Annotated in this window: 18 protein-coding genes; 1 reads left to right on the top strand and 17 read right to left on the bottom strand. The window is 39.2% G+C overall.

All coding sequences use genetic code 11. The features are described from left to right. Positions 1-130: 130 nt before the first annotated feature. The 17 genes from F601_RS0102865 to F601_RS0102785 form a co-directional block, all read right to left on the bottom strand. On the bottom strand, positions 131-1,006 hold the full coding sequence (locus tag F601_RS0102865) for a F0F1 ATP synthase subunit gamma (protein WP_018164164.1): 876 nt from the start codon (positions 1,004-1,006) through the stop codon (positions 131-133). 15 nt (positions 1,007-1,021) lie between these two features. Then, positions 1,022-2,527, bottom strand: a complete 1,506-nt coding sequence (gene atpA, locus F601_RS0102860; protein ID WP_018164163.1) for a F0F1 ATP synthase subunit alpha — start codon at positions 2,525-2,527, stop codon at positions 1,022-1,024. A gap of 14 nt (positions 2,528-2,541) precedes the next feature. Next, entirely contained in the window at positions 2,542-3,078 is a 537-nt protein-coding gene (locus F601_RS0102855) for a F0F1 ATP synthase subunit delta (protein ID WP_018164162.1), read from the bottom strand. Between the two features lies 1 nt (position 3,079). Beyond that, positions 3,080-3,586 carry a F0F1 ATP synthase subunit B gene (atpF, locus tag F601_RS0102850; RefSeq protein WP_018164161.1) on the bottom strand — a complete coding sequence of 169 codons (507 nt, stop codon included), beginning with the start codon at positions 3,584-3,586 and terminating at the stop codon, positions 3,080-3,082. Positions 3,587-3,609: 23 nt separating this feature from the next. After that, a complete protein-coding gene (gene atpB, locus F601_RS0102845) occupies positions 3,610-4,323 on the bottom strand; it encodes a F0F1 ATP synthase subunit A (RefSeq protein ID WP_018164160.1) in 714 nt (237 codons plus the stop codon). A gap of 41 nt (positions 4,324-4,364) precedes the next feature. Next, positions 4,365-4,568: a F0F1 ATP synthase subunit C gene (locus F601_RS0102840; protein ID WP_026183079.1), complete on the bottom strand. Its 204-nt coding sequence runs from the start codon at positions 4,566-4,568 to the stop codon at positions 4,365-4,367. Positions 4,569-4,928: 360 nt separating this feature from the next. Then, positions 4,929-7,325 (bottom strand): glycogen/starch/alpha-glucan phosphorylase, encoded by a 2,397-nt coding sequence (locus F601_RS0102835; protein WP_018164158.1) that lies wholly within the window; start codon positions 7,323-7,325, stop codon positions 4,929-4,931. 183 nt (positions 7,326-7,508) lie between these two features. Continuing rightward, a complete protein-coding gene (glgA, locus tag F601_RS0102830; RefSeq protein ID WP_018164157.1) occupies positions 7,509-8,936 on the bottom strand; it encodes a glycogen synthase GlgA in 1,428 nt (475 codons plus the stop codon). Next, complete coding sequence (gene glgD, locus F601_RS0102825) at positions 8,933-10,066, bottom strand: glucose-1-phosphate adenylyltransferase subunit GlgD (protein WP_018164156.1); 1,134 nt, start codon at positions 10,064-10,066, stop codon at positions 8,933-8,935. Before glgD ends, glgA begins: the two co-directional genes overlap by 4 nt. Continuing rightward, positions 10,056-11,195 (bottom strand): glucose-1-phosphate adenylyltransferase, encoded by a 1,140-nt coding sequence (locus F601_RS0102820; protein ID WP_018164155.1) that lies wholly within the window; start codon positions 11,193-11,195, stop codon positions 10,056-10,058. Before F601_RS0102820 ends, glgD begins: the two co-directional genes overlap by 11 nt. A gap of 21 nt (positions 11,196-11,216) precedes the next feature. Beyond that, positions 11,217-13,103, bottom strand: a complete 1,887-nt coding sequence (glgB, locus tag F601_RS0102815) for a 1,4-alpha-glucan branching protein GlgB (protein ID WP_018164154.1) — start codon at positions 13,101-13,103, stop codon at positions 11,217-11,219. A gap of 157 nt (positions 13,104-13,260) precedes the next feature. Continuing rightward, positions 13,261-15,561: a type I pullulanase gene (pulA, locus tag F601_RS0102810; RefSeq protein ID WP_026183078.1), complete on the bottom strand. Its 2,301-nt coding sequence runs from the start codon at positions 15,559-15,561 to the stop codon at positions 13,261-13,263. Between the two features lie 6 nt (positions 15,562-15,567). Next, a complete protein-coding gene (locus F601_RS0102805; protein ID WP_018164152.1) occupies positions 15,568-16,593 on the bottom strand; it encodes a diacylglycerol kinase in 1,026 nt (341 codons plus the stop codon). Positions 16,594-16,606: 13 nt separating this feature from the next. Continuing rightward, positions 16,607-18,565, bottom strand: a complete 1,959-nt coding sequence (gene ligA / locus F601_RS0102800; protein ID WP_026183077.1) for an NAD-dependent DNA ligase LigA — start codon at positions 18,563-18,565, stop codon at positions 16,607-16,609. Positions 18,566-18,785: 220 nt separating this feature from the next. Further along, a complete protein-coding gene (gene cshA / locus F601_RS0102795) occupies positions 18,786-20,387 on the bottom strand; it encodes a degradosome RNA helicase CshA (protein ID WP_018164150.1) in 1,602 nt (533 codons plus the stop codon). Between the two features lie 171 nt (positions 20,388-20,558). Next, positions 20,559-20,939, bottom strand: coding sequence for a PH domain-containing protein (locus tag F601_RS0102790; RefSeq protein WP_018164149.1), 381 nt, complete (start codon positions 20,937-20,939; stop codon positions 20,559-20,561). A gap of 226 nt (positions 20,940-21,165) precedes the next feature. Continuing rightward, complete coding sequence (locus F601_RS0102785) at positions 21,166-22,458, bottom strand: adenylosuccinate synthase (protein ID WP_018164148.1); 1,293 nt, start codon at positions 22,456-22,458, stop codon at positions 21,166-21,168. A 321-nt stretch (positions 22,459-22,779) separates the two neighbouring features. Between F601_RS0102785 and F601_RS0102780 the strand changes: the two genes are divergently transcribed. After that, positions 22,780-23,844, top strand: a complete 1,065-nt coding sequence (locus F601_RS0102780) for a PTS sugar transporter subunit IIC (RefSeq protein ID WP_018164147.1) — start codon at positions 22,780-22,782, stop codon at positions 23,842-23,844. The last annotated feature ends 279 nt before the right edge of the window (positions 23,845-24,123 follow it).

The following is a 24,123-nucleotide window of genomic DNA, read 5'->3' as shown; positions in this document are numbered from 1 at the left end:
ATTTCAAATGAAATAGTATTTGCCATCTCACCCCTGCAAGGTCGGGCATAATAATACCCTATATGATATGCCTGAACTAGTTTTGTTTCAGGCTTTTATATTTCTAAGCCAGAAATTCAAATTAACTAACCTATTCCAGTGCATTAGCACCCGCAACAATTTCTGTAATTTCTTGTGTAATTGATGCCTGACGGGCACGGTTGTACTGAATTGTTAATTCATTAATAACATTCTTAGCATTATCTGTAGCTGTCTGCATAGCAGTCATACCTGCAGCGTGTTCAGCTGTTTTAGCATCAACAATAGCTCCGTAAATGACACTTTCTGTGTACTGCGGAAGCAATTGTTCCAAAATAGCTTCACGACTAGGTTCCAATTCAAAGTTTGCTGAAGCTGGTTCTTCTGATTCATCAGCATCCAAGTCAGTGATAGGAAGCATCTGCTGCACACGAACCTGGCTTGTCAAGCTGTTAACATGGTGATTGTAACAAACATAAAGCTCATCAAAGAACTCATTTTTGTACATTTCTACCGATTGTGAGATGATTTGACTAACCTGTTCAAAAGTTGGATGATCCTCTAAACCACGCAACTCAAATGAGACATTCATTTTACGTGCTTTGAAGAAATCTGATCCAATGCTACCAATTGAAACAATCGCGTAATCTCCTTCTGGATGGTATTCTTCCACAATATCCATCATAGCCTTGAGGATTTTGGAATTGTAGCCACCAACCAGACCTTTATCAGATGTAATCACGATATAGCCTGTTTTCTTAACTGGTCGCTTAGCAAGCATGGGATTAGTCGAACCTTGCGTCAACTCAGAATGCAACAAATCTGTCGTCACTTGACGAATTTTTGAAGCATAGACTTGGAAATCTTTGGCTGCTTGTTCTGCTTTTGTCAGCTTACTGGCAGAAACCATCTGCATGGCTCCAGTAATATGACTTGTTTTTTGTGTCGAAACAATTTTAGATTTAATTTCACTAAGAGAGCCTGACATATAAGCACCCTCCTATTAACCGAATTTCGCTTGATCTTTGAAGGCTTGAATAGCTTGGTCTAGCTGAGCTTCTTCCGGAAGATCCTTAGTTGTTCTAATGATTTCAAAAAGATCGCTATGGTGTAAATCAAAATATGAATACATATCTTCTTCAAATGTTAAGATATCATTGACCGGCACATCATCTAAGAAACCATGTGTAAGTGCATAAAGGATAAGAACCTGTTTCTCAACCGGTAATGGTTTATGAAGAGGCTGTTTAAGCACTTCTACTGTACGACGTCCGCGATTGAGTTTAGCCTGAGTGGCTGCATCCAAATCTGATCCAAACTGCGTAAAGGCTTCAAGTTCACGGTACGAAGCAAGGTCCAAACGCAATGTTCCAGCAACCTTTTTCATGGCTTTAATTTGAGCTGACCCACCAACACGTGAAACTGAAGATCCCGCATCAATGGCTGGTCGAATACCTGAGTTAAAGAGATTTTCTTGTAAGAAGATTTGACCATCAGTGATTGAGATAACGTTTGTCGCGATGTAAGCTGAAATGTCACCTGCCTGTGTTTCGATAAATGGCAGAGCTGTAATTGAGCCTCCGCCTAGGGCATCAGAAACTTTAGCTGAACGTTCTAAGAGACGGCTATGCAAGTAGAAAACATCCCCAGGATATGCTTCACGACCTGGTGGACGACGAAGAAGCAAGGACAATTCACGATAAGCTACCGCTTGTTTTGATAAATCATCATAAACAATAAGGACATGCTTACCATTGTACATAAACTCTTCTGCCATGGCTACACCTGCATATGGAGCGATGTAAAGCAATGGAGATGGTTGTGATGCAGAGGCTGTCACAACAATTGTATAATCCAAGGCACCGTATTGACGAAGCGTTTCAACCTGAGTACGAACTGTTGATTCCTTTTGACCAATTGCGACATAGATACAAATCATATCTTGTCCTTTTTGGTTAAGAATAGCATCGATGGCTACAGATGTTTTACCCGTTTGACGGTCACCAATAATCAATTCACGCTGACCACGTCCGATTGGAACCAATGCATCAATGGCCTTTAAACCTGTTTGAAGAGGTTCTGATACCGATTTACGTTGCATAACACCAGGAGCCGGTGCTTCAACTGGACGTGTTTTTGAAGTCATGATTTCTCCAAGACCATCCACAGGTATACCAAGAGGGTTAACAACACGGCCAATTAGGGCATCCCCAACTGGTACTTCCATGATTTTTCCAGTTCGTCTAACTTCATCACCTTCACGAATGCCAGAGAAGTCTCCTAGAATGATAATACCAACATCAGTGGCTTCAAGGTTTTGTGCCATTCCATATGCACCGTTTGAAAACACAAGAAGTTCACCACTCATAGCATTTTCAAGACCTTGCGCACGCGCAATACCATCACCAACATAGGTAACAACACCTGTCTCTGTGATATCGAAATGTGGTTTGAAGGTATCTAGCTGCTTTTTAATTACTTCAGAAATTTCCTGTAAATCAATTGCCAAAATAACACCACTTTCTATAAAATTTTGTTTCTTGCTTTTTGTAATTGTGTCTTAACACTCGCATCAATCACTTTATGATTAGCCTCTAAAATAAAGCCACCTAGGATAGATGGGTCAATAACCTCGTCAATCTGTCTGATTTGAATTCGAAGTTTCTTCTGAGCTAGTCTAAGCATACGTTCTCTTTGCTCTTCTGTAATTGGTACAACTGTTTTAATAGATAAATCAAATTCACCAGTAACAAATTGTGACTGGTAGAGAACATCTAGTAAGACATCATACAAAAGATCATAATCACCATTAGTGGTAATTTGAGTGAAAAACTGATCAAGAATTTCTGAACATTCTCCCTGAATGAGCACTACTAATTTAAATTTTTCGCTATCAGCAACTGATGTCCTAGAGAAGAAATCCTCAAGACCTCTAATTTGAAACAACTTAACAAGCTCATTAACATCAGATAGTAAGTCATCCAAGCTATTTTCTTTCTCAGCTCTCTCAATAAGATCTTGACGATACTTTCTTATACTCACTATTTTATTATTACTCATGTTACTCACCTAAATTATTCAAATAGCGTTCAATTAACTGACTATGAGCATCTGGAGTAAGCTCTTCCATTAAAATCTCTTGCGCTAAATCGATTGAAATAGCTGACACTTCATGTCTCATTTCAACTAAAGCTTCTGCTTTTTGTTTTTCAATATCAAGCTTTGCTTTTGCCTTAAGGCCGCTTGCTTGATTTTCAGCGTTTTCGATAATACGAGATTTCATTGATTCAGCGTTATTTTTTGCTTCGAGAATAATCTTATCTGCTACATTTTTAACATCATCAAGTTGAGTCTGTCTTTGTCTTACCAACTCTTGAGCCTCAATTTTTGCATCCTCAGCCTTATCTAGTTCACTGGCAATTTTGTCTGCACGTTTTTCAAAAATTCCTGTGATGTTTTTCCAAGCAAAAACGCGAATGAGAACAAGTAAAAGAACAAAAGAACCTGATACAGTTATTAAGTTACCTACTATTGTACTTGTTCCTAAAGTCGTAAATACATTTAACATAAATTTCTTTCCTCTTCTATACCTTAATGTCCATTAACCTTTTTACCAATATACATTGACGTCAATAAGGTAAAGACGTAAGCTTGTAAACTTGAAATAAAGACTGAAAAGGCTATCCATACTAGCATTAAGATAAATGAAATTGGAGCCCATGCTATATGAACATTACGAAGATTAAGCAATAAGCCTATCAAAATTTCACCCGCATAAATGTTACCGTACAAACGAAGAGCCAATGATACAAAATTGGTAACTTCTTCAAGAATGTTCATCGGTAACATACCAGGAATTGGTTCTAAGAATCCTTGTAAATAACCCTTTAACCCTTTTTCTTTAAGTCCTTCAACATGACAGACTACCGTTACAATAAACGAAAGACCAAAGTCATAAGCCATATTGGCAGTAGGCGATGTCCAAAGAGAACCACCTTCCTTGTTTTGAATATGAGTCATCAAACCAAGGTTATTACTCAAAAGAATAAAAGCAAACAAGGTGAATAAGAAAGGCATGTATTTCTTAGCATAATGCTCACCCAAATTGTCTTTTGCAACTCCAAAAACAAACTCATAAAGAAACTCTAATACGTTTTGCTTACCTGAGGGTTTGAGTTTCATATTACGACTTGCCCAAAACACAAGAATGAATACGACAAGGACTGTCAAAACAGACATGGCAAGAATCGTTAAGTCAAAGTTAATGGGCCCAAGACTTAGCACAGGATTTGCATGTTCTTCCAACTGACTTTCCTCCTTTTCTAGTTAGTTGACATTAATTATCCCTAGCCAAGAACAAAGGCCATGGCAAGTGTTACGAAGAAAGTACCTTCCATGAAGGCAATTCCAAGGAACATCAATGGCTGCAATTTACCGAGTAATTCTGGTTGACGAGCAGCGGATTTCATCATGTTACCGATCATAAAACCTTCACCAATCGCAACACCAAGACAGGCAATACCAAGTGCCAAAATACCTAAATTCATTATGAATTCTCCTTTTAAATTTTTTTACCAAGCTATTTTAGTCCTATTTTTTGGAAAAGTCAACGAATTTCCTGAAATGATTTCGCTTTCTTAGAACTTTATAAATTCAAAAAAGGACTTTTTTCTACATATTTAATAATAAACGACAAAAGTATAACTGATTATCAAGATATCGACTTCAAAAAATAGGAACTATATTAAATGTATTAATTCCCATTTTTTGAAGACAAGAATTAGTAACTAAATTTTCAAATTAAAGTAAAGGAACGGCATCTACCGCTCCTCTACATTGATTAATCTTTGTCAAGGAGACTAAATACTAACCTTGTTTGATATCTAAGATAGGATTTCAGTCAAACTGACTTATTTTTTTAATTTCCAGATTTCTTCAGCATATTCTGTGATGGTATCATCAGAAGTGAATTTATCTGAGTTTGCAATGTTACGAAGTGCCATACGTGACCATGTTTGACGATCACGATAAAGAGCATCAATTCGTTCTTGAGCTTCCACATAAGCTGGGAAATCTTCTAGCAAGAAATATTCATCATTATGAGTGATGAGAGCTTCATAGATTTCCATACCTTCATTTTGGATATTTGGAATCGTACCATTTACAAATGAATCAACAACACGTCGGATGACTGGATTTGACTCATAAATACCACGTGAATAATAATCATGGGTAGCATAATGGCGGTAAACCTCATCTTTATCCATACCGAAGATGATGATGTTATCATCCCCAACTTCATCTTTGATTTCGATATTAGCTCCATCTAATGTTGCTAAGGTAATGGCACCAGTCATCATGAATTTCATGTTTGATGTACCTGATGCTTCTTTTGAAGCCAAAGAGATTTGTTCAGAAACGTCAGCCGCAGGAATGATTATTTCAGCAAGGCTAACACGGTAGTTTTCTAGGAAAACGACTTTCAATTTACCTTGTAGGCTTTCATCATTGTTTATAAGATTAGCTAATTCATTGATAATCTTGATAACTGATTTTGCAAAATGGTAACCTGGCGCAGCTTTTGCTCCAAAGATAAATACACGTGGCACCATATCTTTATCAGGATTGTCTTTCAAATCATTATAAAGTTTGACGATGTGCATAACATTAAGCAATTGACGTTTATAGGCATGGAGACGTTTAACTTGAACGTCAAAGATAGCTTCTGTTGATACTTCCACTCCTGTAGATTCTTTGATGAAGGCAGCTAGACGAGCCTTAGCTTCTTGTTTAACTTGATAGAAGTTCTCAAGTACCGCTTTGTCATCAACAAAATCATTGAGTTTACGGAGTTCATGGATGTCTTTACGCCATTCTTTACCGATAGTTTCATCAATAGCTTTAGACAATTCTGGTGCAGAAATCTGTGTCCAACGACGTTGAACGATACCATTTGTCTTGTTATTGAATTTTTCAGGGTAAAGTGTGTAGAAGTCGTGAAGTGTATCTTCTTTCAAAAGCTCTGTATGGAGTTTTGCAACACCATTGACAGAATGACCACCGATAATTGCAAGGTTAGCCATGTGGATTTGATCATCTTTAACGATACGTGTGTTTTCAATAACAGCAGGGTCGACACCTTTATTTGCCATTTCAGCAACGAAACGATTATCAATTTCAAGAACGATTTGATAAACGCGTGGTAATACGTGCTTGAAGAGTGAGGCATCCCATTTTTCAAGAGCTTCTGACAAGATAGTATGGTTAGTATAAGACATGGTCTGAACAGTTGCGTTCCAAGCTGCATCCCAATTCAAACCATACTCGTCAACCAAAAGACGCATGAATTCTGCTGGTGCTACCGCAGGGTGAGTATCGTTGATATGAACAGATACTTTCTCATGGATTTGTTCCAATGGAAGACCTTGTTTAAGGTAAGATTTGATGATTGTTTGAAGTCCAGCACTTGTCATGAAGTATTCTTGAACAAGGCGAAGTTGTTTTCCTTCAAAGTTAGAATCATCTGGGTAAAGTGTTGAAGTGATGTCACGAACAGTACGCAAAGCATCAATCGTTGGATAATTGAGCTCGTATTCCTCTGGAATTTCAACATCCCAAAGGCGAAGGTTATTAATAACACCATTTTCAAAACCAATTTGTGGAACATCATAAGGTACAGCATTCAGAACTTGCGCGCCATCATAAACTGGAACAAGTTTTCCTTCTTCATTTGGCTGAAGATAGGCGTTACCAAAGAGTTTTACTTGAACAATATCATGGTCTTTACGTACTTCCCAAACATTACCAATTGAACCAAACCAAGAATCTGGAAGTTCTACTTGGTAACCATCTACGATACGTTGTTTAAAAAGACCATATTTATAGCGGAGCCCATTACCAAAACCAGGATATCCAGTAGTTGCTAATGAATCCATGAAGGCTGCTGCCAAGCGTCCGAGACCGCCATTCCCCAAGGCCATATCATGCTCAGCAGTTTTAACTGCTTCAAAATCAACATCTAAATCAGCAAAGCCTTCTTTAACTAGGTCAAGAATCCCCAAGTTCAAGAGGTTAGTTTCAAGCATACGACCTGGCAGAAATTCAATTGAGAAATAATAAGCAATTTTTTGCTTATTATCTGAAAGAGCATGATTACGATCTAACCAAGTGCTTGTGTAGTATTTACGAATTAATTTTGCTAAAGTTGTAAATAATTCTGACGGCGTTGCGGCCGGAACTTTTACGAGTTGCTCCTCGTGAAGTGTATCCTTGAAGTCACGAATAAACTGTTCTTTAGTGAGTTGCATGAAATTCCTTTCGTTTTCTGGTTTTCATTTTTGTACAAAGAGCCTTTGTTGGCTGGTTGAAGAGTCTTTATTGGCTACAAATACAAATTACTTTCAAAAAAGCATTTCTTTTTCATAGCCATATAAGCACATCTCCCAGTCACAAGGGCTCATTACTCCATTTAAAATAAGAACTGCAAGTTTTTAAAGACCTTTGTAAAGATCCTCGTAGGCAAGACTTGCGGTATCCCAAGAGAAATCAGTAGACATAGCATTTTGTTGTAACATTTGCCAGTCTTCTTTGTGATTGTAGTATACATCTAATGCTAGGCTCAAGGTAGTTGTTAACCAGTAGCCTGAGAAATTATTAAAGGTGAATCCTGTTCCTGTTTTTTCATAACGATTGTAAGGAATAACAGTATCTCGAAGACCGCCGACCTCATGAACTAAAGGAAGTGTTCCATAGCGCATAGCCATCATTTGAGACAAACCACAAGGTTCAAAAGCAGATGGCATCAAGAAGATATCACAAGCAGCATAAATCTGCTGTGCTAATTCTAGGTCGAAGGTAATATTTGCTGACATCTTTTCAGGATAATTATGACCAAACCAAGCAAAGGCATTTTCATAATCAGCATAACCTGTTCCCAAAACAACTACTTGCAAGTCATTTTGTAAGATGTTGTTCAACTCGTTGACAACAAGATCAAAACCTTTTTGATCTGTCAAACGAGATACAATACCTATCAAAGGTACATCTGAGCGAACTGGCAGTCCTACACGTTCTTGGAGAGCTGCTTTATCTTTAGCTTTACCTGAAAGGTCATCTGCTGAGAAGTGAGCAACAAGATAAGGGTCAGTTTCTGGATCTAACAAGTCTGTATCAATACCATTGACAATACCAGACAATTTACCTGACTCCATGCGCATAACTTGATCGAGACCTTTACCAAATTCAGGTGTCATAATCTCTTGTGCATATGATGGAGAAACGGTTGTAACACGATCAGAATAAAGAACAGCTGCTTTCATCCAGTTCAGACAATCATTCCAGCGAAGAGTTCCGTCTTCATAACGTTCGGCACCTACACCAAAAAGTTCTCCCAACATTCCTGGATCAAACTGACCTTGGAATTCGATGTTATGAATTGTAAATACAGTCTTAATGTTCTTGTAGGCATTAATCCAATGATATTTTTCCTTCAGTAAGAATGGAATCATGGCTGTGTGATAATCATGCACATGAAGAATATCTGGAATAAAGTCAACTTTCTCCATCAATTCAAGCGCAGCTAATTGGAAGAAGGCAAAACGTTCACCATCATCCCATTCACCATAGACTCTTCCACGGAAGAAGTAATCTTGATTATCAATAAAGTAGAAGGTAACACCATCACGAACAAGACGTTTAACACCGACATATGCTCGACGCCAGCCTAATTCTGTATAGAAATAGAGCACATCTTCAACTTGGTCACCAAATTTTGCAGCAACCATATCGTAATAAGGAAGAACGACTGCTACTTCATTTCCATTTTTTACAAGCGATTTAGGCAATGCCCCGATGACATCACCTAAGCCGCCTGTTTTGGCAAAAGGTGCACCTTCTGCCGCAACAAACATTATTTTCATTTAATAATATCCTCAACTACTTCGCTAGCTTTTGCAACAACAACAGGGTTTTCTTTTGTTCCGCGAATTGTTACGCCAGGAGCGATTGTTACACCTTTATCAACAATAGCATTTTCTACAACAGCACCTTCACCGATAATTGCTTTAGGGAAGATGACACTGTTGATTACACTTGAGTTTTCTGCAATACGACAATTACGAGAAATGATTGAGTGATCAACATTACCTTTTATAATGCTTCCTGATGCGAATTGTGAGTTCTTAACAGTTGATGCATTATCAAAATAGGTAGATTCTTCATTCTTAACTTTTGTATAAACTTTTTGGTTTGAATACAAAAGTGAATAGAATTTGTGAGAATCAAGCATATCCATATTGGCATCATAGTAGGCTTTAACTGAAGAGATATTAGCAAGATAGCCAGTATATTCAAATGCCAAAGTGTTTGATGTTGGAGTCAAATCGCGAAGAAGGAAGCGAAGTTTACGCGGTTTTTCAGATTGAACTTCCTGTTCCATTTTTTCAATAAGCCATGGTGTATTAACAACATAGATACCAGCAGACATTTTTTCAGTATCTTTACCTGAGAAAGCACCACAGTTACCAGTAACAGTATCACTTTCGTCAACTTCCAAGATATCATTTGCAGATGAAATAGCCTCTTTTGGCAATTTCTTATAAACTACTGTCATATTACGGTTGCTGACATTGTGCAAGTGAATAACTTGTGACAAATCAATGTTACAAAGAATATCACATGACATATAGATTGTTTGGTCTGAACCTGAACGTTTGAGGTATGTCAAAATTTGCTCATAGTAATCCTTATCCGCAGTTTCTTCTCCGATACCTGCATTGTAGAAGCCAAGGAAATAATGGCTGAGCAATGTATTAAGTCCCCATTCGCGACCTGAGCGAATATGGTCAAAGATTGAGCGGATGTTTTGACCGCGGAAAATACCATAAACACTACGAACTCCAGCATTCGCAAGATTTGAGAGTTGGAAGTCAATGAGACGATATTTACCGTCAAATGGCAAGCTAGCCAATGGACGTTCGTCTGTTAAGCCTTCCATTTCATGAAAGCCAATTGTACTTCCAAGAATCGCAGAATATTTATCAATCTTCATTTGGTACCCCCACTACTTCATTATAACCAATTACTTGTACTTCATCTGTTCCATCAATCACGACACCGTCGCCGATTTTTGCACCTTCACCAACAATGGCACGAGTGATTTTAGCCCCCTCACCAATAATCGCTCCGCTCATAATGAAGGAGTCTTTGATTTCTGCTCCTTCTTTTACTTGAACATTTGTTGAAAGGATAGAGTGTTCTACTTTACCTGAAACAAAACAGCCATCAACAACAAGTGAGTCTTTCACGTCTGCAGTATCAGTAATAAAGTTAGGTGGAGCAATCAAATTTTTAGAGTAAATTTTCCAAGAACGATCACGGCTATGAAGCTCGTTATCTTCACCAATGTACTCCATGTTTGCTTCCCAGAGTGATTCAATGGTACCAACGTCTTTCCAATAACCTTGGAAGTTATAAGTGTAAACACGTTCACCTGTTTCAAGGTAAGCTGGGATAACGTTTGAACCAAAGTCTGACATATCAACATTGTTCTTTTCAGCATCTACAAGCATTGTACGAAGACGTTTCCAGTCAAAGATATAAATACCCATTGAAGCTTTTGTTGATTTAGGATTAGCTGGTTTTTCTTCAAATTCCACAATACGGTCGTTTGAATCATTATTCATGATACCAAAACGACTTGCTTCTTTCAGTGGAACATCGATAACTGCGACAGTCAAGCTAGCTTGATTGTCTTTGTGTGTTTGGAGCATGTCGTCATAGTCCATTTTATAAATATGGTCACCTGACAAAATCAAAACATACTCAGGATTAATAGAATCAATATAATCAATATTTTGGTAAATAGCGTGGCTGGTACCTTGGAACCAACGGTTTCCTTCAGTCGCTGAATAAGGCTGAAGAATTGTTGCTCCTGAGTTGATACCATCAAGTCCCCATGATGAACCATTTCCGATATGGCTATTCAATGCTAGAGGTTGATATTGTGTAATGACACCAACATTATTAATCCCTGAGTTAGCACAGTTTGAAAGTGCGAAATCGATAATACGATAGCGACCTCCAAATTGAACAGCAGGTTTAGCAATGCTTTGAGTCAATTTTCCAAGACGAGTCCCTTGTCCTCCAGCGAGAATAAGAGCTAACATTTCATTCTTCATGTAGTTTTCCTTTCCTAAGGGTTATTTCTTTAAGCGACGTTTCACTTTCCAAATACTTGCACCAAGCGCTGGAAGTGTAAAGCTGAGGGTATTTTTATAATCTTTCCAAAGTCCTGGCTGTGTTCGTGTAACTGGATTTCCTTGTTTCCATACACCACCAAAGTCCTCTAATTCAGTATTCAATACTTCCTCATAGATACCAGCAATTGGTACACCAATCGTAAAGTCTTTACGTTCTACTGGTGTCATATTGAAGACGCAGACCAACATATCACCTTTATCATTTTTACGGATTATTGATAAAACAGATTCGGCTGTGTTGTCAGCATCAATAATTTCTAAGCCTTCATAAGAATCATCAATTTGCCATAAGGCTTTGTTATCTTTATAGAACTGATTCAAATGACTTGTGAAACCTTGCATCTTCAAATTAAGTTTGTCTTCTTCTTTTAGGTTATCCCATTCTAATTCATGATCGTATTTCCATTCCAAGAACTGACCGAATTCTGAGCCCATAAAGAGAAGTTTTTTACCTGGATGACAGATTTGGTAAGCATAAAGGGTACGTAAACCAGCAAATTGATTATAACGGTCACCCCACATTTTATGCATCATGCTCTTCTTACCATGGACAACCTCATCGTGTGAGAATGGTAAGATAAAGTTTTCATTAAACGCATACATGAAACTAAAGGTAACCAAGTTGAAATCATATTGGCGATAAATAGGATCTTCAGAAAAGAATCTGAGGATATCATTCATCCATCCCATGTTCCACTTATAATCAAAACCGCAGCCATCTTCATTCAGCGGCTTAGTAATTGGTGTTGCTGCAGTTGATTCTTCAGCAATCATCATGACATCTGGATGACGGTGTTTAACCACACTATTTAGACGGCGCAAGAAATTATAGCCTTCAATATTGCGGTTACCTCCAAATTGATTTGGGGCCCATGGACCATCATCATAATCAAGATAGAGCATGTTACTAACAGCATCAACACGAATGCCATCAATATGGTAAAATTCAATCCAGAAGAGAGCACTTGAAATCAAGAATGATTGTACCTGGTTCTTACCAAGGTCAAAATTGAGAGCACCCCAACGATAGTTGTGAGCACGATGATGATCTTGATATTCATATGTTGGCGTGCCATCATAGTAAGCTAGTGCATCATCATTCTGCGTAAAATGACCTGGTACCCAGTCGACAAGAACTCCAATATTATTTTGGTGACAAGCTTCAACAAAATCTTGAAATTCTTCTGGTGTCCCATAAGTGTGCTCGAAGGCAAAGTAGCCCATAAGCTGATAGCCCCAACTCATCCCCAGAGGATGTGCCATGACCGGCATAAATTCAACGTGAGTATAATTCATTTTGACAAGATAAGGAATCAGTTCTTCCTTGAGCTGAGCAAATCCATACGCTTTGCCATCCTCATCTTTTTTCCAAGAATTTGCATGGACTTCATAAATATTGACTGGACGATGTTTGAATCCAAAACGTTTTCGACGACCCATCCAAAGACCATCTTTCCATTTTTTATCCTCCAGTGTTCTAACAATAGCTCCGGTACCTGGACGTTCTTCCAAGTAAAGTGCTACTGGGTCCATTTTTTCAACAACTTGTCCACCTTGTCGTTTGACCAAATACTTGTAAATTTGACCCTCTTTTGCTAGTGTCGTAAAAACTTCCCAAACGCCAGCTTCGTTTTTAGTCATTGGAAGTGGATTATCCTTCCAATCCGTGAAATCACCAATTAACTGAACATCTTCAGCATTCGGAGCCCACACTCTAAAAACATAACCTAGCTCATCACCTTCGTGGTCTCTATGAACACCAAAGTAATTTTGGATATGAAAGTTCTCTCCTGTCCCGAAGGTGTAGAGCGCTTCATTTTTATCCATTGCATCACCCTTTCTAAAATCCCCGCATCTCATCTTTTTCTTAAAAAAGTTAAAATGACTAAAAAACAGCGATTTTTCATTAAATTCAAACAATTTAATAAAAATAAAAAATAATAAAAAACTTCAAATAAACAAAAATAACCTGAGAAACCTCAGGTTATTCCGTGATATCAAGGACCACAGCTGTCAAATCATCAACCTTGCCTTGACCATTTTGATAGCTCTCATCATTTGACAATATTATATCATTATAATTCTCTAATTGCAAGCGGTTCCCAGAAACATTGAAAATGACTTTCCATTTCTTCTTGTTTTGAATGATAAAAGAAACCACTCCAGAGCCTGAAACCGCGCTATCAACATAAATGTGACGTCTGATTTCTTCAAAAGTCTGATATGAAAAATATGGCGTTTGTGTTTTCATTTTAATGATTTTTTTCACAAACTCTATCGTTGATTTATAATAGGTCACATGACGCCAATTTACCTTGTTGACTTTATCCGGAGCGTTATAAGAATTCATGGCTCTTTCCTTATCAGCATGGGTTAGTTCACCCTCTGGGCCAGTTGGATATAATTTTGTTCTAAGAAATTCTTGTCCCAACTGCATAAAGCTCATCCCTTGCATCAGAATATTCATTGCAGTTGCTACTTCGACACGTCTAATATGCTGATCTCTTCTATCATTTGGATGTAATTCTAAGAGTAAATCATTAAGATTATAATTGTCGTGAGCTTCCACATAGTTCAGAACTTGATTTGGTGCTAGATAATGGACTAATTCATCACTGCCAAGAATAGCTTTTGCTACTTTTTCTTCCTCTGGTGCTCCAGAGACGAAACCACGTTTGAAATCACCATATACTTCGGCACCTTTAACAGCATTGCGTTGATCGTCGTTAAAAAAGCCGATGTTTGGCATTAAGGCAGCATTTCCCTTTTTAGCCTTTTGCTCAGGCATCAAGCCAGTTCCCATATCCCAACCTTCGCCATACATAAGAATGTTGGGATCAATTTTATCAAGCTCCTGGCGAATGAGATTCATGGTATCAATATCATGAAGTCCCATCAAATCAAAGCGGAAACCATCAATATTATAGGCTTGAGTCCAGTAGAGAATAGAATCGATCATGTATTTTCGATACATTTCTTTCTCACTAGCCATTTCATTGCCACAGCCTGAACCATCTTGAAAGGAACCATCTGGATTCATTCGATAGTAATAATCTGGAACAGCCAACTGAAAGGCTGAATCACGAGATGAAAAAGTATGATTGTAGACTACATCCATAATGACACCAATACCTGCATCATGATAGGCCTGTATCATTGTTTTTAATTCTAGGATACGAGTAGCCGGCTCATGGGGATTGCTAGTAAAACTCGCTTCTGGAACATTAAAGTTTTCAGGATCATAGCCCCAGTTATAGATATAGTTCCCAGCTTCATCAAAAATCTGATGGTGATCAAAAATTGGCTGTAGCTGGATATGGGTTACTCCTAGTTCTTTGACATAATCAAATCCAGTCGTGTCACCAAATTGATTTTTGGTTCCTTTCTCAATTGTACCTAAGAATTTTCCTCGATTTTCGAGTTTGACACCTGATGTGCTAGACTTTGAGAAATCTCGTACATGCATTTCATATATGACTGCCTTATTGGGATTACTCAAACGCCAAGTAGCTTCTTCGCCGTGTTTTACAGAAAATCCCTTAGGTATCAAATGGTCTGTCGCAATGACAATTGATCGCTTACCATTAGCAGTTGTTGCAATGGCATAAGGATCTCTAGTGTCTTTAAAGGTGCGTTTGCGATAATATACTCGATAAGCATAAGCTTGGTAGTTCAGGTCTCCCTGAATGGTCTCAAACCACACACCTACAGTATTCTTTTTATGGTCCTCAAGATCACTTTCGTTTCCTCTAACCATAGGTAGGACACGTTCAACACTGGCTTTTTCATCTGTAGAATGATATAAAACTAGCTCTACTCTCTCAGCAGTTGGTGCCCACAGTCTGAATTCAGTATGGGTTTGATTGTAATGGCACCCTAGCCATCCATCAAATCCCCATTTGCTGTCAAAAGCTTTGCTATTAACAGCCATTTCAAAAGCATGAGGCTGACGTCGACCATAAGCGTGACTAGCTACTGCAGCTTGTCGAGAATAATAGAGAGTATCATCTCCATCGACAATCCAAACCTCAGTTCTTGGAATACCACTATTGCGATTAATACGAAAATCAGCGGTTTTGTGGCTCCAATTTTGATTTTTTACCATAGCATAGACATGGCTCAAAAAATAGGAAGCAGGATAAGTGAGATAAGCGACTGCTCCAAAACTATCGAATCGTGAAAAGTAGGCGTCGCTTCCTATATGACCATCTTGCCATTGCCAGAGGCTAAGTTCAAAGTAATTCCCATGTCGGCTATGGTAATGCACAATTACAGCATTTTCCATACGCACTCACTCCCCTAACTCTGCATCTAAGTCTTCTACTTCATGGGCAAATTTCTGTGCGATAGCTTCAAGGGCAAGTTCTTCCTGATCCCACATCAAAGCATCATCAGAAATTTCATCCGTATTGGCAAAAAAGGTAATATGATTTTTAAGATTTTCCAATCGTATTGGCGCATCACCTCCATATTCACCATCTAGATTAATCATCATGCGCTCATTAGATAAAGGTTCAATTTCGATAAAGCTTGTTTTAATGTATTCAACTCGCTTATCATTAATATGTTTTCCGCCATCTAAGACGAGGCGAATCAAATGGAGAATTTCAATTAGATTAGCTGTTTTAACAACGATGAGGGTAAATTTCCCATCATCCAGTTTGGCATCTGGTGCAATTTGCTCAAAACCACCTACAGAATTTGTAATTGCTGCAAAAATCATTGAAGCGTCGCCTTCAAAGACACCTTCTTCATGACGAAGACGAACTGGAACCTTGCTTACTTGCGGTAAAAGTTCCACACCTTTAGCTAAATAAGCTAGGTACCCAAACATTGTTTTGAGTTGGCTTGGTACACTATAGGTCAATTCTGTGAAGGACCCAGCTGCTGCGATGTTGATGAAATAGGTATTGTCATATGCTTTACCAATATCCATTTTAATACGTTGGTTCTTACCAATAATTTTAGCCGCTTCAATGGGATTTCCGCGTGGAATTTTAAGAGCGCGGGCGAAATCGTTAGTTGTACCTGTTGGAATAATGGCCATTTTAGGTCGTTTCTCAAGAGGAGCAATCCCATTGACAACCTCATTGATTGTTCCATCTCCCCCAGCAGCGATGATTAAGTCAAATCCAGCCAGAGCTGCCCGTGTTGCTTCATCTTTAGCCGAATTCTGTTCTGGAGTTGTCTGAAAGGCAGATGTTTCATAGCCGTAGCTCTCTAAAATATCTAACACTTCCGCAACATTTTTCTTCATAATTTCCTGGCCAGAGGTCGGATTGTAGATTAAACGTGCACGTTTTTGATGACTTACCATATTATTTCCTCAATTATAAACTTTCTAACCAAGCCTCATCTCGAATTTCAATTCCAAGTGCTTGGGCCTTATCTAATTTTGAACCTGCATCACTGCCCGCAACAAGGATATCTGTTTTCCTAGAAACAGAGCCCGTTACTTTTGCTCCTAGATTTTGCAATTTTTCCTTAGCGTCATTTCGAGTCAATCGCTCTAACTTCCCTGTTAAAACAACCGTCAAGCCTGACAACTGAGCGTCAGCTTGCGCTCTTTGACCAAGGAAGGCTAGATTCAGACCCGCAGTCTTAAACTCCTCTAGGAGTTTCTCTGCTTCTTCTTTGGCAAAATAGCTACGCAGGGATTGTGCAACTGCACCGCCAAGTCCATCGATTGCAGCAATTGCTTCAGTATCCGCTTGAGCCAAGCTGTCAATGTCACCAAAGCTCTCCAAAAGTTGACGGCTGACTTTAGCCCCGACATGACGAATCCCCAGACCAAACAATAATTTTTCAGCTGAATTTCCTTTTGAAGCCTGAATTGCAGCATAGAATTTTTCAGCAGATTTTTCCTTGATACCATCTAATGTCAAGAAATCTTCTTCTTTCAGCTTATACAAGTCAGCAACGTCATGTACTAAACCAGCCTTGAACAATTTTTCCATGACTGATGGACCAAGCCCCGCAATATTCATGGCATCACGACTAACAAAATGAGCCAAACGTTCCAAAATTTGTGCAGGACAAAGTGGGTTAATACAACGAAGGGCAACTTCATCTTCATAATGAATCAAATCACTTTGACAGGACGGACATGTAGCAGGAATTGGCATTGGTTCCTGCTGATCACGCTTGCTTGCTACTACGTGTAGCACAGCTGGAATGATATCACCCGCTTTGTAGACAACTACCGTATCACCTATACGGATGTCTTTTTCAGCAATATAATCCACGTTATGAAGCGTTGCTCGACTGACTGTTGTCCCAGCTAACTGAACTGGACTCAGATTGGCAGTTGGCGTTACGACTCCAGTACGCCCAACTGTCCAATCAACCGATAGAAGCTCTGCTTCTTTTTCCTCGGCAGGGAATTTATAAGCAATAGCCCAGCGGGGAGCTTTGACCGTAAAACCAAGTTCTTCTTGCATGGCTAGGCTGTTAACCTTGATAACAATGCCATCAATATCGTAAGGGAGACTATCCCTTTCAGCGGCAATTTCCTCAATAAATGTCCAAATGTCATCCATTGATGCCGTGACAATTCGTCTTGAATTGACAGAAAAGCCATAGTCAGTCAGTTCTCGAAGGACATCATCTTGGGTCAAGCGACTTGTCGGACTGGCCTCTTGATAGAGGAAGGTGGCTAAACCACGCTTGGCAACTACTGATGTATCCAACTGACGTAATGTTCCTGCTGCTGCATTACGCGGATTTGCAAATTCTGCCTGGCCAGTATCTCTGCGCTCCTGGTTGATACGATCAAAGGATGCACGAGGAAGATAGGCTTCCCCACGAACAGTTATGGTAAGAGGTTCTTCAAGTTGATGAGGTATATCCTTAATTCGCTTGATGTTTTCGGTAATGTTTTCACCAACAGAACCATCACCACGAGTGGCTCCAGTTATTAATTTACCGTCAACATAAACTAGGGATACTGATAAGCCATCTATTTTCAATTCTGCCATATAACTGGCATCAGGGAACTCACCTTTAACTCGACGGTCAAAAGCCAGCAATTCCTCATGTGAAAAAGCATCCTGTAAGCTATAAAGTGGGGTTTCGTGCTGATACTTTTCAAAACCTTCTAAGATGATATCACCAACTGCCTGAGTGGGACTGTCTGCTAAAACAAACTCTGGATTCTGTTTTTCAAGCTCTTGCAACTCACGATAAAGCTTGTCATATTCACTATCTGAAATAGAGGGATTATCCAAAGTGTAATATTCATTTCGGTACTGATTGAGCAATGCAACCAGCTCTTTAATACGTTTCTCCATATGTTTAATTTTACCACAATTTAGGTCAGATGGCATGATTAGAGAACATCTAATACTCATTGAAAATCAAATAAAATTAAAATCAGACAACGAGTGTGACAAAGGCAGTACTAGGCTAGAACAAATTAAAACTGACGATCTATCATTTTTGATTTTTCTTGAATTTTAAGCGTAAGTTTGAATAAGAAAAAACACCCTGCGCTTGCAGGATGTTCAGTGCTTATCTTTCGCCTTTGTTACGGATAACAAAGCCGTTTTTCTTTTCACTTGATGTGCGGTGTGGACGTTTATTATCTTTATTTTCGAAGTCTTTACGGTTTTTGTTAGACTTACGTTTAAAGTCACGACGTCCGCCATCACGATCGTCACGATCACGGTTGCGATCTCCACGATAGCCACCACGACGACGGTCATTATCACGTCCGCCACGGTTACGATCGTTACGACCACGTCCGCCTTTACCACCAAAACCTGAACCTGATGGTTTAAATGGTAATGGTTTTTCACGCGCAATTTCCACTTCTGGAAGAGTATCTGGATCTTGAACAGTCAAAGTCAAGATGTAAAGTGCTAATTCTTCTGGTGTGAATTCTTGAGCTAATTTAACAGCATCGCCTTTGAACTTATCAAAGTTTGAACGAATGCTTTCATCCGCAAAATCACGTTCAATTTTCTTAAGAGCAACTTTTTTCTTAGCTTGGAAGGCTTCCTCTGCAGTGGCAGGTTTCATGCCTTTCATGCGTTTCTTAGTCAAGTTCTCGATGATTGCAAGGTAGCCCATTTCGTTTGGAGAAACGAAAGTGATAGACTGACCATGTTTACCAGCACGACCCGTACGACCAATACGGTGAACATAGCTCTCTGGATCTTGTGGAATATCGTAGTTGTAAACGTGGGTAACACCTGAAATATCAAGTCCACGCGCAGCAACGTCAGTTGCTACAAGGATATCAAGATTGTCATTCTTGAAGTCACGAAGGACACGAAGACGTTTCCCTTGATCCAAGTCACCGTGGATACCTTCAGCACGGAAACCACGCAATTTCAAACCACGTGTCAACTCATCTACACGACGTTTGGTACGACCGAAGACGATTGACAATTCTGGTTGATCAACGTCCATAAGACGCGTCATAGTATCAAATTTTTCATTTTCTTTAACACGGATATAGTATTGATCAACAAGATCTGTTGTCAATTCTTTTGCAGCAATCTTAACATGCTCAGGTTCTTTCATGAAGTTAACCCCAATGCGTTTGATTGGATCTGGCATAGTTGCTGAGAAGAGAAGAGTTTGACGGCTTTCTGGCACACGGCTGATGATTGCTTCAATATCTTCCAAGAATCCCATGTTAAGCATTTCATCAGCTTCATCAAGGATTAATGTTTCAACATTTTCAAGTTTCAAAGCTTTACGTTTGATCAAGTCAAGTAAGCGACCTGGCGTACCAACAACAATGTGGGCACCTGAACGAAGGGCTTTAATTTGTTTCTCAATAGAAGATCCACCGTATACTGAGCGGACTTTAACACCCTTATCACGGCCAAAACGGAAAAGTTCTTCTTGTGATTGCACTGCTAATTCACGTGTTGGTGCGATTACAAGTGCTTGAACATAGTTATGGTTTGTATTAATTTTATTAAGGGTAGGTAGACCAAAAGCGGCTGTTTTCCCTGTTCCTGTTTGTGCTTGTCCGATAACGTCCTTACCTTCAAGCGCCAATGGAATCGTTAATTCTTGGATTGGTGATGGCTCAACGAAGCCTGCTTTTTCCACGGCTGTAAGGATAGTTTCAGATAAATTAAGTTCTGTAAATTTCAATGTTTCTCTTTTCTAAAGGGCAGTGCGAAGCTGCCTTATTAAACTTATTGTTGCGACATTTTCACAACTTTTCTAGTTTAACATAAAGCCCTTTAAAAAGATAGGATATAAGTTTGATTTTCTCAAAAACACGTTTTCATAAGTTTTTGGAACATAGCAGAGCTATTAATCTTACTTCAATACTGCCGCCGCTAATGCTTGTTGAATTTCCACCACATTGTTATCACTGTTAAATTGTAAGACTTCAGCTGGTTCTGATGCTGATGATACCCAAATTTTCAACTCAGCATCCAAATCAAAATGACCTGAAGTTTCAACTGAGAAGCGTGAAATTGAACGATAAGGGAATGATTTATATGATGTTTTCTTACCAGTCACTCCTTGTTTGTCCACTAAAATCAAGCGTTTCTCTGTAAAAACAATTAGATCTCGAATTAAAACAAAAGCTAGTTCAACCTGTTCTCCTTCTATTAAAATATCTTCCAACTGACGCTCAACTTTAGTCGCATCTTTCTGCGATGCATTACCAATTAAACCAGAAAATAGTCCCATAACAACTCCTTTCATTGTTAAAAAATTAAAAAGCCATTCATGAAATCAAGCAAAGCTATCATATAATTATCACTACTCAACCTTATTTCCTTTATTACATATACAAATTCTTACCTATATTATAGCTTTTTTTGCCACCTTAGTCAGTTTCCAACCGATGATGGTTTATCCAAACAAAAAACCTGGGAAAAATCCCAAGTCTTTATTCTATTAAAAAAGTCTTAAATTAAATATTTGCCCAAACTGATTCAAGGATATTAGTTTGGTCACGGTCTGGTCCTACTGAGAAGGTAGAGATGCGAACACCTACTAACTCACCAACGCGACGAACGTAGTTACGGGCATTTTCTGGAAGCTCATCTAAGCTGCGAACTCCTGTAATGTCTTCCTCCCAACCTGGAAGTTCTTCGTAGATTGGTTTGCAACGTTTAAGTTGTTCAAGACTTGCTGGGTAGTGATCGATGCGCTCTCCATCAAGATCATAAGCTACACAAATTTTAACGGTATCAAGTCCTGAAAGAACGTCAATTGAGTTAAGAGAAAGGTTTGTGATACCAGATACACGGCGGCTGTGGCGCATAACAACTGAGTCAAACCAACCAACACGGCGTGGACGACCTGTTGTTGTACCATATTCATGACCAACTTCACGGATACGTTCACCAACTTCATCGAAAAGTTCAGTTGGGAATGGACCGTCTCCAACACGACTAGTGTAAGCTTTACATACACCCACAACCTTGTTGATTTTAGATGGGCCGACACCAGATCCAATAGTAACACCACCGGCAACAGGGTTAGAGGAAGTTACAAATGGATAAGTCCCCTGGTCAATATCCAGCATAACACCTTGAGCTCCTTCAAAGAGGACGCGTTTTCCTGCATCAAGAGCGTCATTAAGGATAACTGAAGTATCTGTCACATATTGTTTAATTTGTTGTCCGTATTCATAGTACTCTTCAAAAATGTCGTCAAATTCAAGTGGTGTGCTGTCGTACATTTTTTCAAAGAGACGATTTTTCTCTGCTAAATTAACTTTTAAGCGCTCAGCAAAGATCTCTTTATCAAGGAGGTCAGCGATACGGATACCGACACGCGCAGCTTTGTCCATATAAGCCGGACCGATACCTTTGATCGTTGTACCGATTTTATTATCCCCTTTAGCATCTTCTTGAAGCTGGTCAAGTTTGATGTGGTAAGGAAGGATAACGTGGGCGCGGTCAGAAATGCGAAGGTTATCTGTTGTCACACCTTCTTCGTGGAGGTAGTTGATTTCTTTAACCAAAGACTTTGGATTGACAACCACACCGTTACCGATAACAGAAATCTTTTCCGGGAAGAAAATTCCTGATGGAATCAAGTGCAATTTAAACTTTTTACCGTCAATAACGATAGTATGGCCAGCATTGTCACCACCTTGGTAACGTGCGATTACTTCAGCGTCTTGACTGAGGAAATCAGTGATTTTCCCCTTACCTTCATCACCCCACTGGGTACCAACAACTACTACTGATGTCATATCTTACTGTTCGGGCAAGCCCAATAGCAGAGCTTCCCATCCTTTCTGAAAAAACGTCACGGCGGGAATTTCACCCACAAGTTTTGTTTTACACTTTATTATACGAAATTTTACCCTGATTTTCAATGTTTGACAGCAAAATCTTATCTTTTATGTTCAATATTCTGTAAAATTACTGCAAAAAATTGATATTTTCTTCTGAAAAATAGAAATATCAGTAAAATCCGAACTTTATTTAGAATATATTTGCTTTTTCGATATTTTTGTATACAATATAGTTTGTACACCAAGTCTCACGGCATCAAAAACAAGGAAATAAGCATGTCAAATTCTCTCAAAAAATTTCTAATTCGTAAAAATATTATCATCACAGGCCAGCGTTATGCCATCGAAGCTCTTTCGGCTATGGCTCATGGACTCTTCGCATCCCTCCTGATTGGAACTATTTTTTCAACTATAGGACAACAAAGCGGACTTAACCTTTTCACAGATATCGGGACCTTTGCTTCAAGTATTAAAGGCTCTGCCATGGCAGTTGCTATAGGTTACGCCTTGCAAGCTCCGCCTTTAGTCCTCTTCTCTCTTCTTGCAGTTGGTCAGGCAGCCGATTCCTTAGGAGGCGCTGGCGGTCCCTTGGCAGTTTACCTTATCGCACTTATCTCTTGTGAAATCGGAAAAGCGGTCAGCAAGGAAACCAAACTGGATATCATCGTCACACCAGCAGTTACTATTTTTTCTGGGGTTTTGTTGGCAATGGCTGTCGCTGGTCAGATTGGACGCGCTGCTATAGCACTAGGCAGTCTTATCATGTGGGCAACGGATTTGCAGCCCCTGCTCATGGGCATCCTAGTTTCTGTCATTGTAGGAATTACTCTGACATTACCAATTAGTTCAGCTGCTATCTGTGCTGCACTTGGTTTGACTGGACTGGCTGGAGGAGCTGCACTTGCAGGTTGCTGCGCTCAAATGGTTGGTTTTGCAGTCATGAGTTACCGCGCTAACGGTCTGGGAGGACTTGTGGCTCAAGGACTAGGAACCAGTATGCTACAAATGGGAAATATTGTAAGAAAACCAGTTATCTGGCTACCAACAATCATCACATCAGCCATTACCGGACCAATCGCTACACTCATCTTCAAAATGGAAATGAATGGTGCCGCTATCTCTTCTGGCATGGGAACCAGTGGGCTTGTTGGCCAGCTGGGACTCTATTCAGGTTGGGTAGCTGAAGTAGCCTCAGGAGATAAGGTTGCCATTACTGCAATGGACTGGATAGGTATGTTCCTCATTTCCTTCATCCTCCCAGCTATCCTCACATGGTTTATCGCTGAGCTATTCCAGAAAAAAGGACTTTTTAGTGACCAAGACTTAAAATTGGATTTGTGATTCTTAAAAGAGGCTGGGCAAAAACTAGCTTCAGAACACAAAAAAAACGGGCATTTCCGCAGTTGGAGATGCTCGTTTTCCTATGTCATGGTTTATAATTATAATAACGACAAAACAATTAGAAAGCCATGACTATGTATAAAGAGTATAACACAAATCAGTTAAGTTTGGAACTAAATCTTGCTTACGATATTCCCATGAACCATGAAGTTAGACTCATCAGTCTTTTCGTGGACAGTATCCCTAATCATGTTTTACTGGAAGAAAAGTCTCATACTG

It is taken from the genome of Streptococcus henryi DSM 19005, assembly GCF_000376985.1.
Classification (GTDB): domain Bacteria; phylum Bacillota; class Bacilli; order Lactobacillales; family Streptococcaceae; genus Streptococcus; species Streptococcus henryi.
This window is presented reverse-complemented; position numbering and strand designations above follow the sequence as displayed.

Coding starts and splice junctions, on each gene's coding strand:
- F601_RS0102865 (WP_018164164.1), bottom strand. CDS start 1,006: ATGTCAGGCTCTCTTAGTGAAATTAAATCTAAAATTGTTTCGACACAA.
- F601_RS0102855 (WP_018164162.1), bottom strand. CDS start 3,078: ATGAGTAATAATAAAATAGTGAGTATAAGAAAGTATCGTCAAGATCTT.
- atpF (WP_018164161.1), bottom strand. CDS start 3,586: ATGTTAAATGTATTTACGACTTTAGGAACAAGTACAATAGTAGGTAAC.
- F601_RS0102835 (WP_018164158.1), bottom strand. CDS start 7,325: ATGCAACTCACTAAAGAACAGTTTATTCGTGACTTCAAGGATACACTT.
- glgA (WP_018164157.1), bottom strand. CDS start 8,936: ATGAAAATAATGTTTGTTGCGGCAGAAGGTGCACCTTTTGCCAAAACA.
- glgD (WP_018164156.1), bottom strand. CDS start 10,066: ATGAAGATTGATAAATATTCTGCGATTCTTGGAAGTACAATTGGCTTT.
- F601_RS0102820 (WP_018164155.1), bottom strand. CDS start 11,195: ATGAAGAATGAAATGTTAGCTCTTATTCTCGCTGGAGGACAAGGGACT.
- glgB (WP_018164154.1), bottom strand. CDS start 13,103: ATGGATAAAAATGAAGCGCTCTACACCTTCGGGACAGGAGAGAACTTT.
- pulA (WP_026183078.1), bottom strand. CDS start 15,561: ATGGAAAATGCTGTAATTGTGCATTACCATAGCCGACATGGGAATTAC.
- F601_RS0102805 (WP_018164152.1), bottom strand. CDS start 16,593: ATGGTAAGTCATCAAAAACGTGCACGTTTAATCTACAATCCGACCTCT.
- ligA (WP_026183077.1), bottom strand. CDS start 18,565: ATGGAGAAACGTATTAAAGAGCTGGTTGCATTGCTCAATCAGTACCGA.
- F601_RS0102790 (WP_018164149.1), bottom strand. CDS start 20,939: ATGGGACTATTTTCTGGTTTAATTGGTAATGCATCGCAGAAAGATGCG.
- F601_RS0102785 (WP_018164148.1), bottom strand. CDS start 22,458: ATGACATCAGTAGTAGTTGTTGGTACCCAGTGGGGTGATGAAGGTAAG.
- F601_RS0102780 (WP_018164147.1), top strand. CDS start 22,780: ATGTCAAATTCTCTCAAAAAATTTCTAATTCGTAAAAATATTATCATC.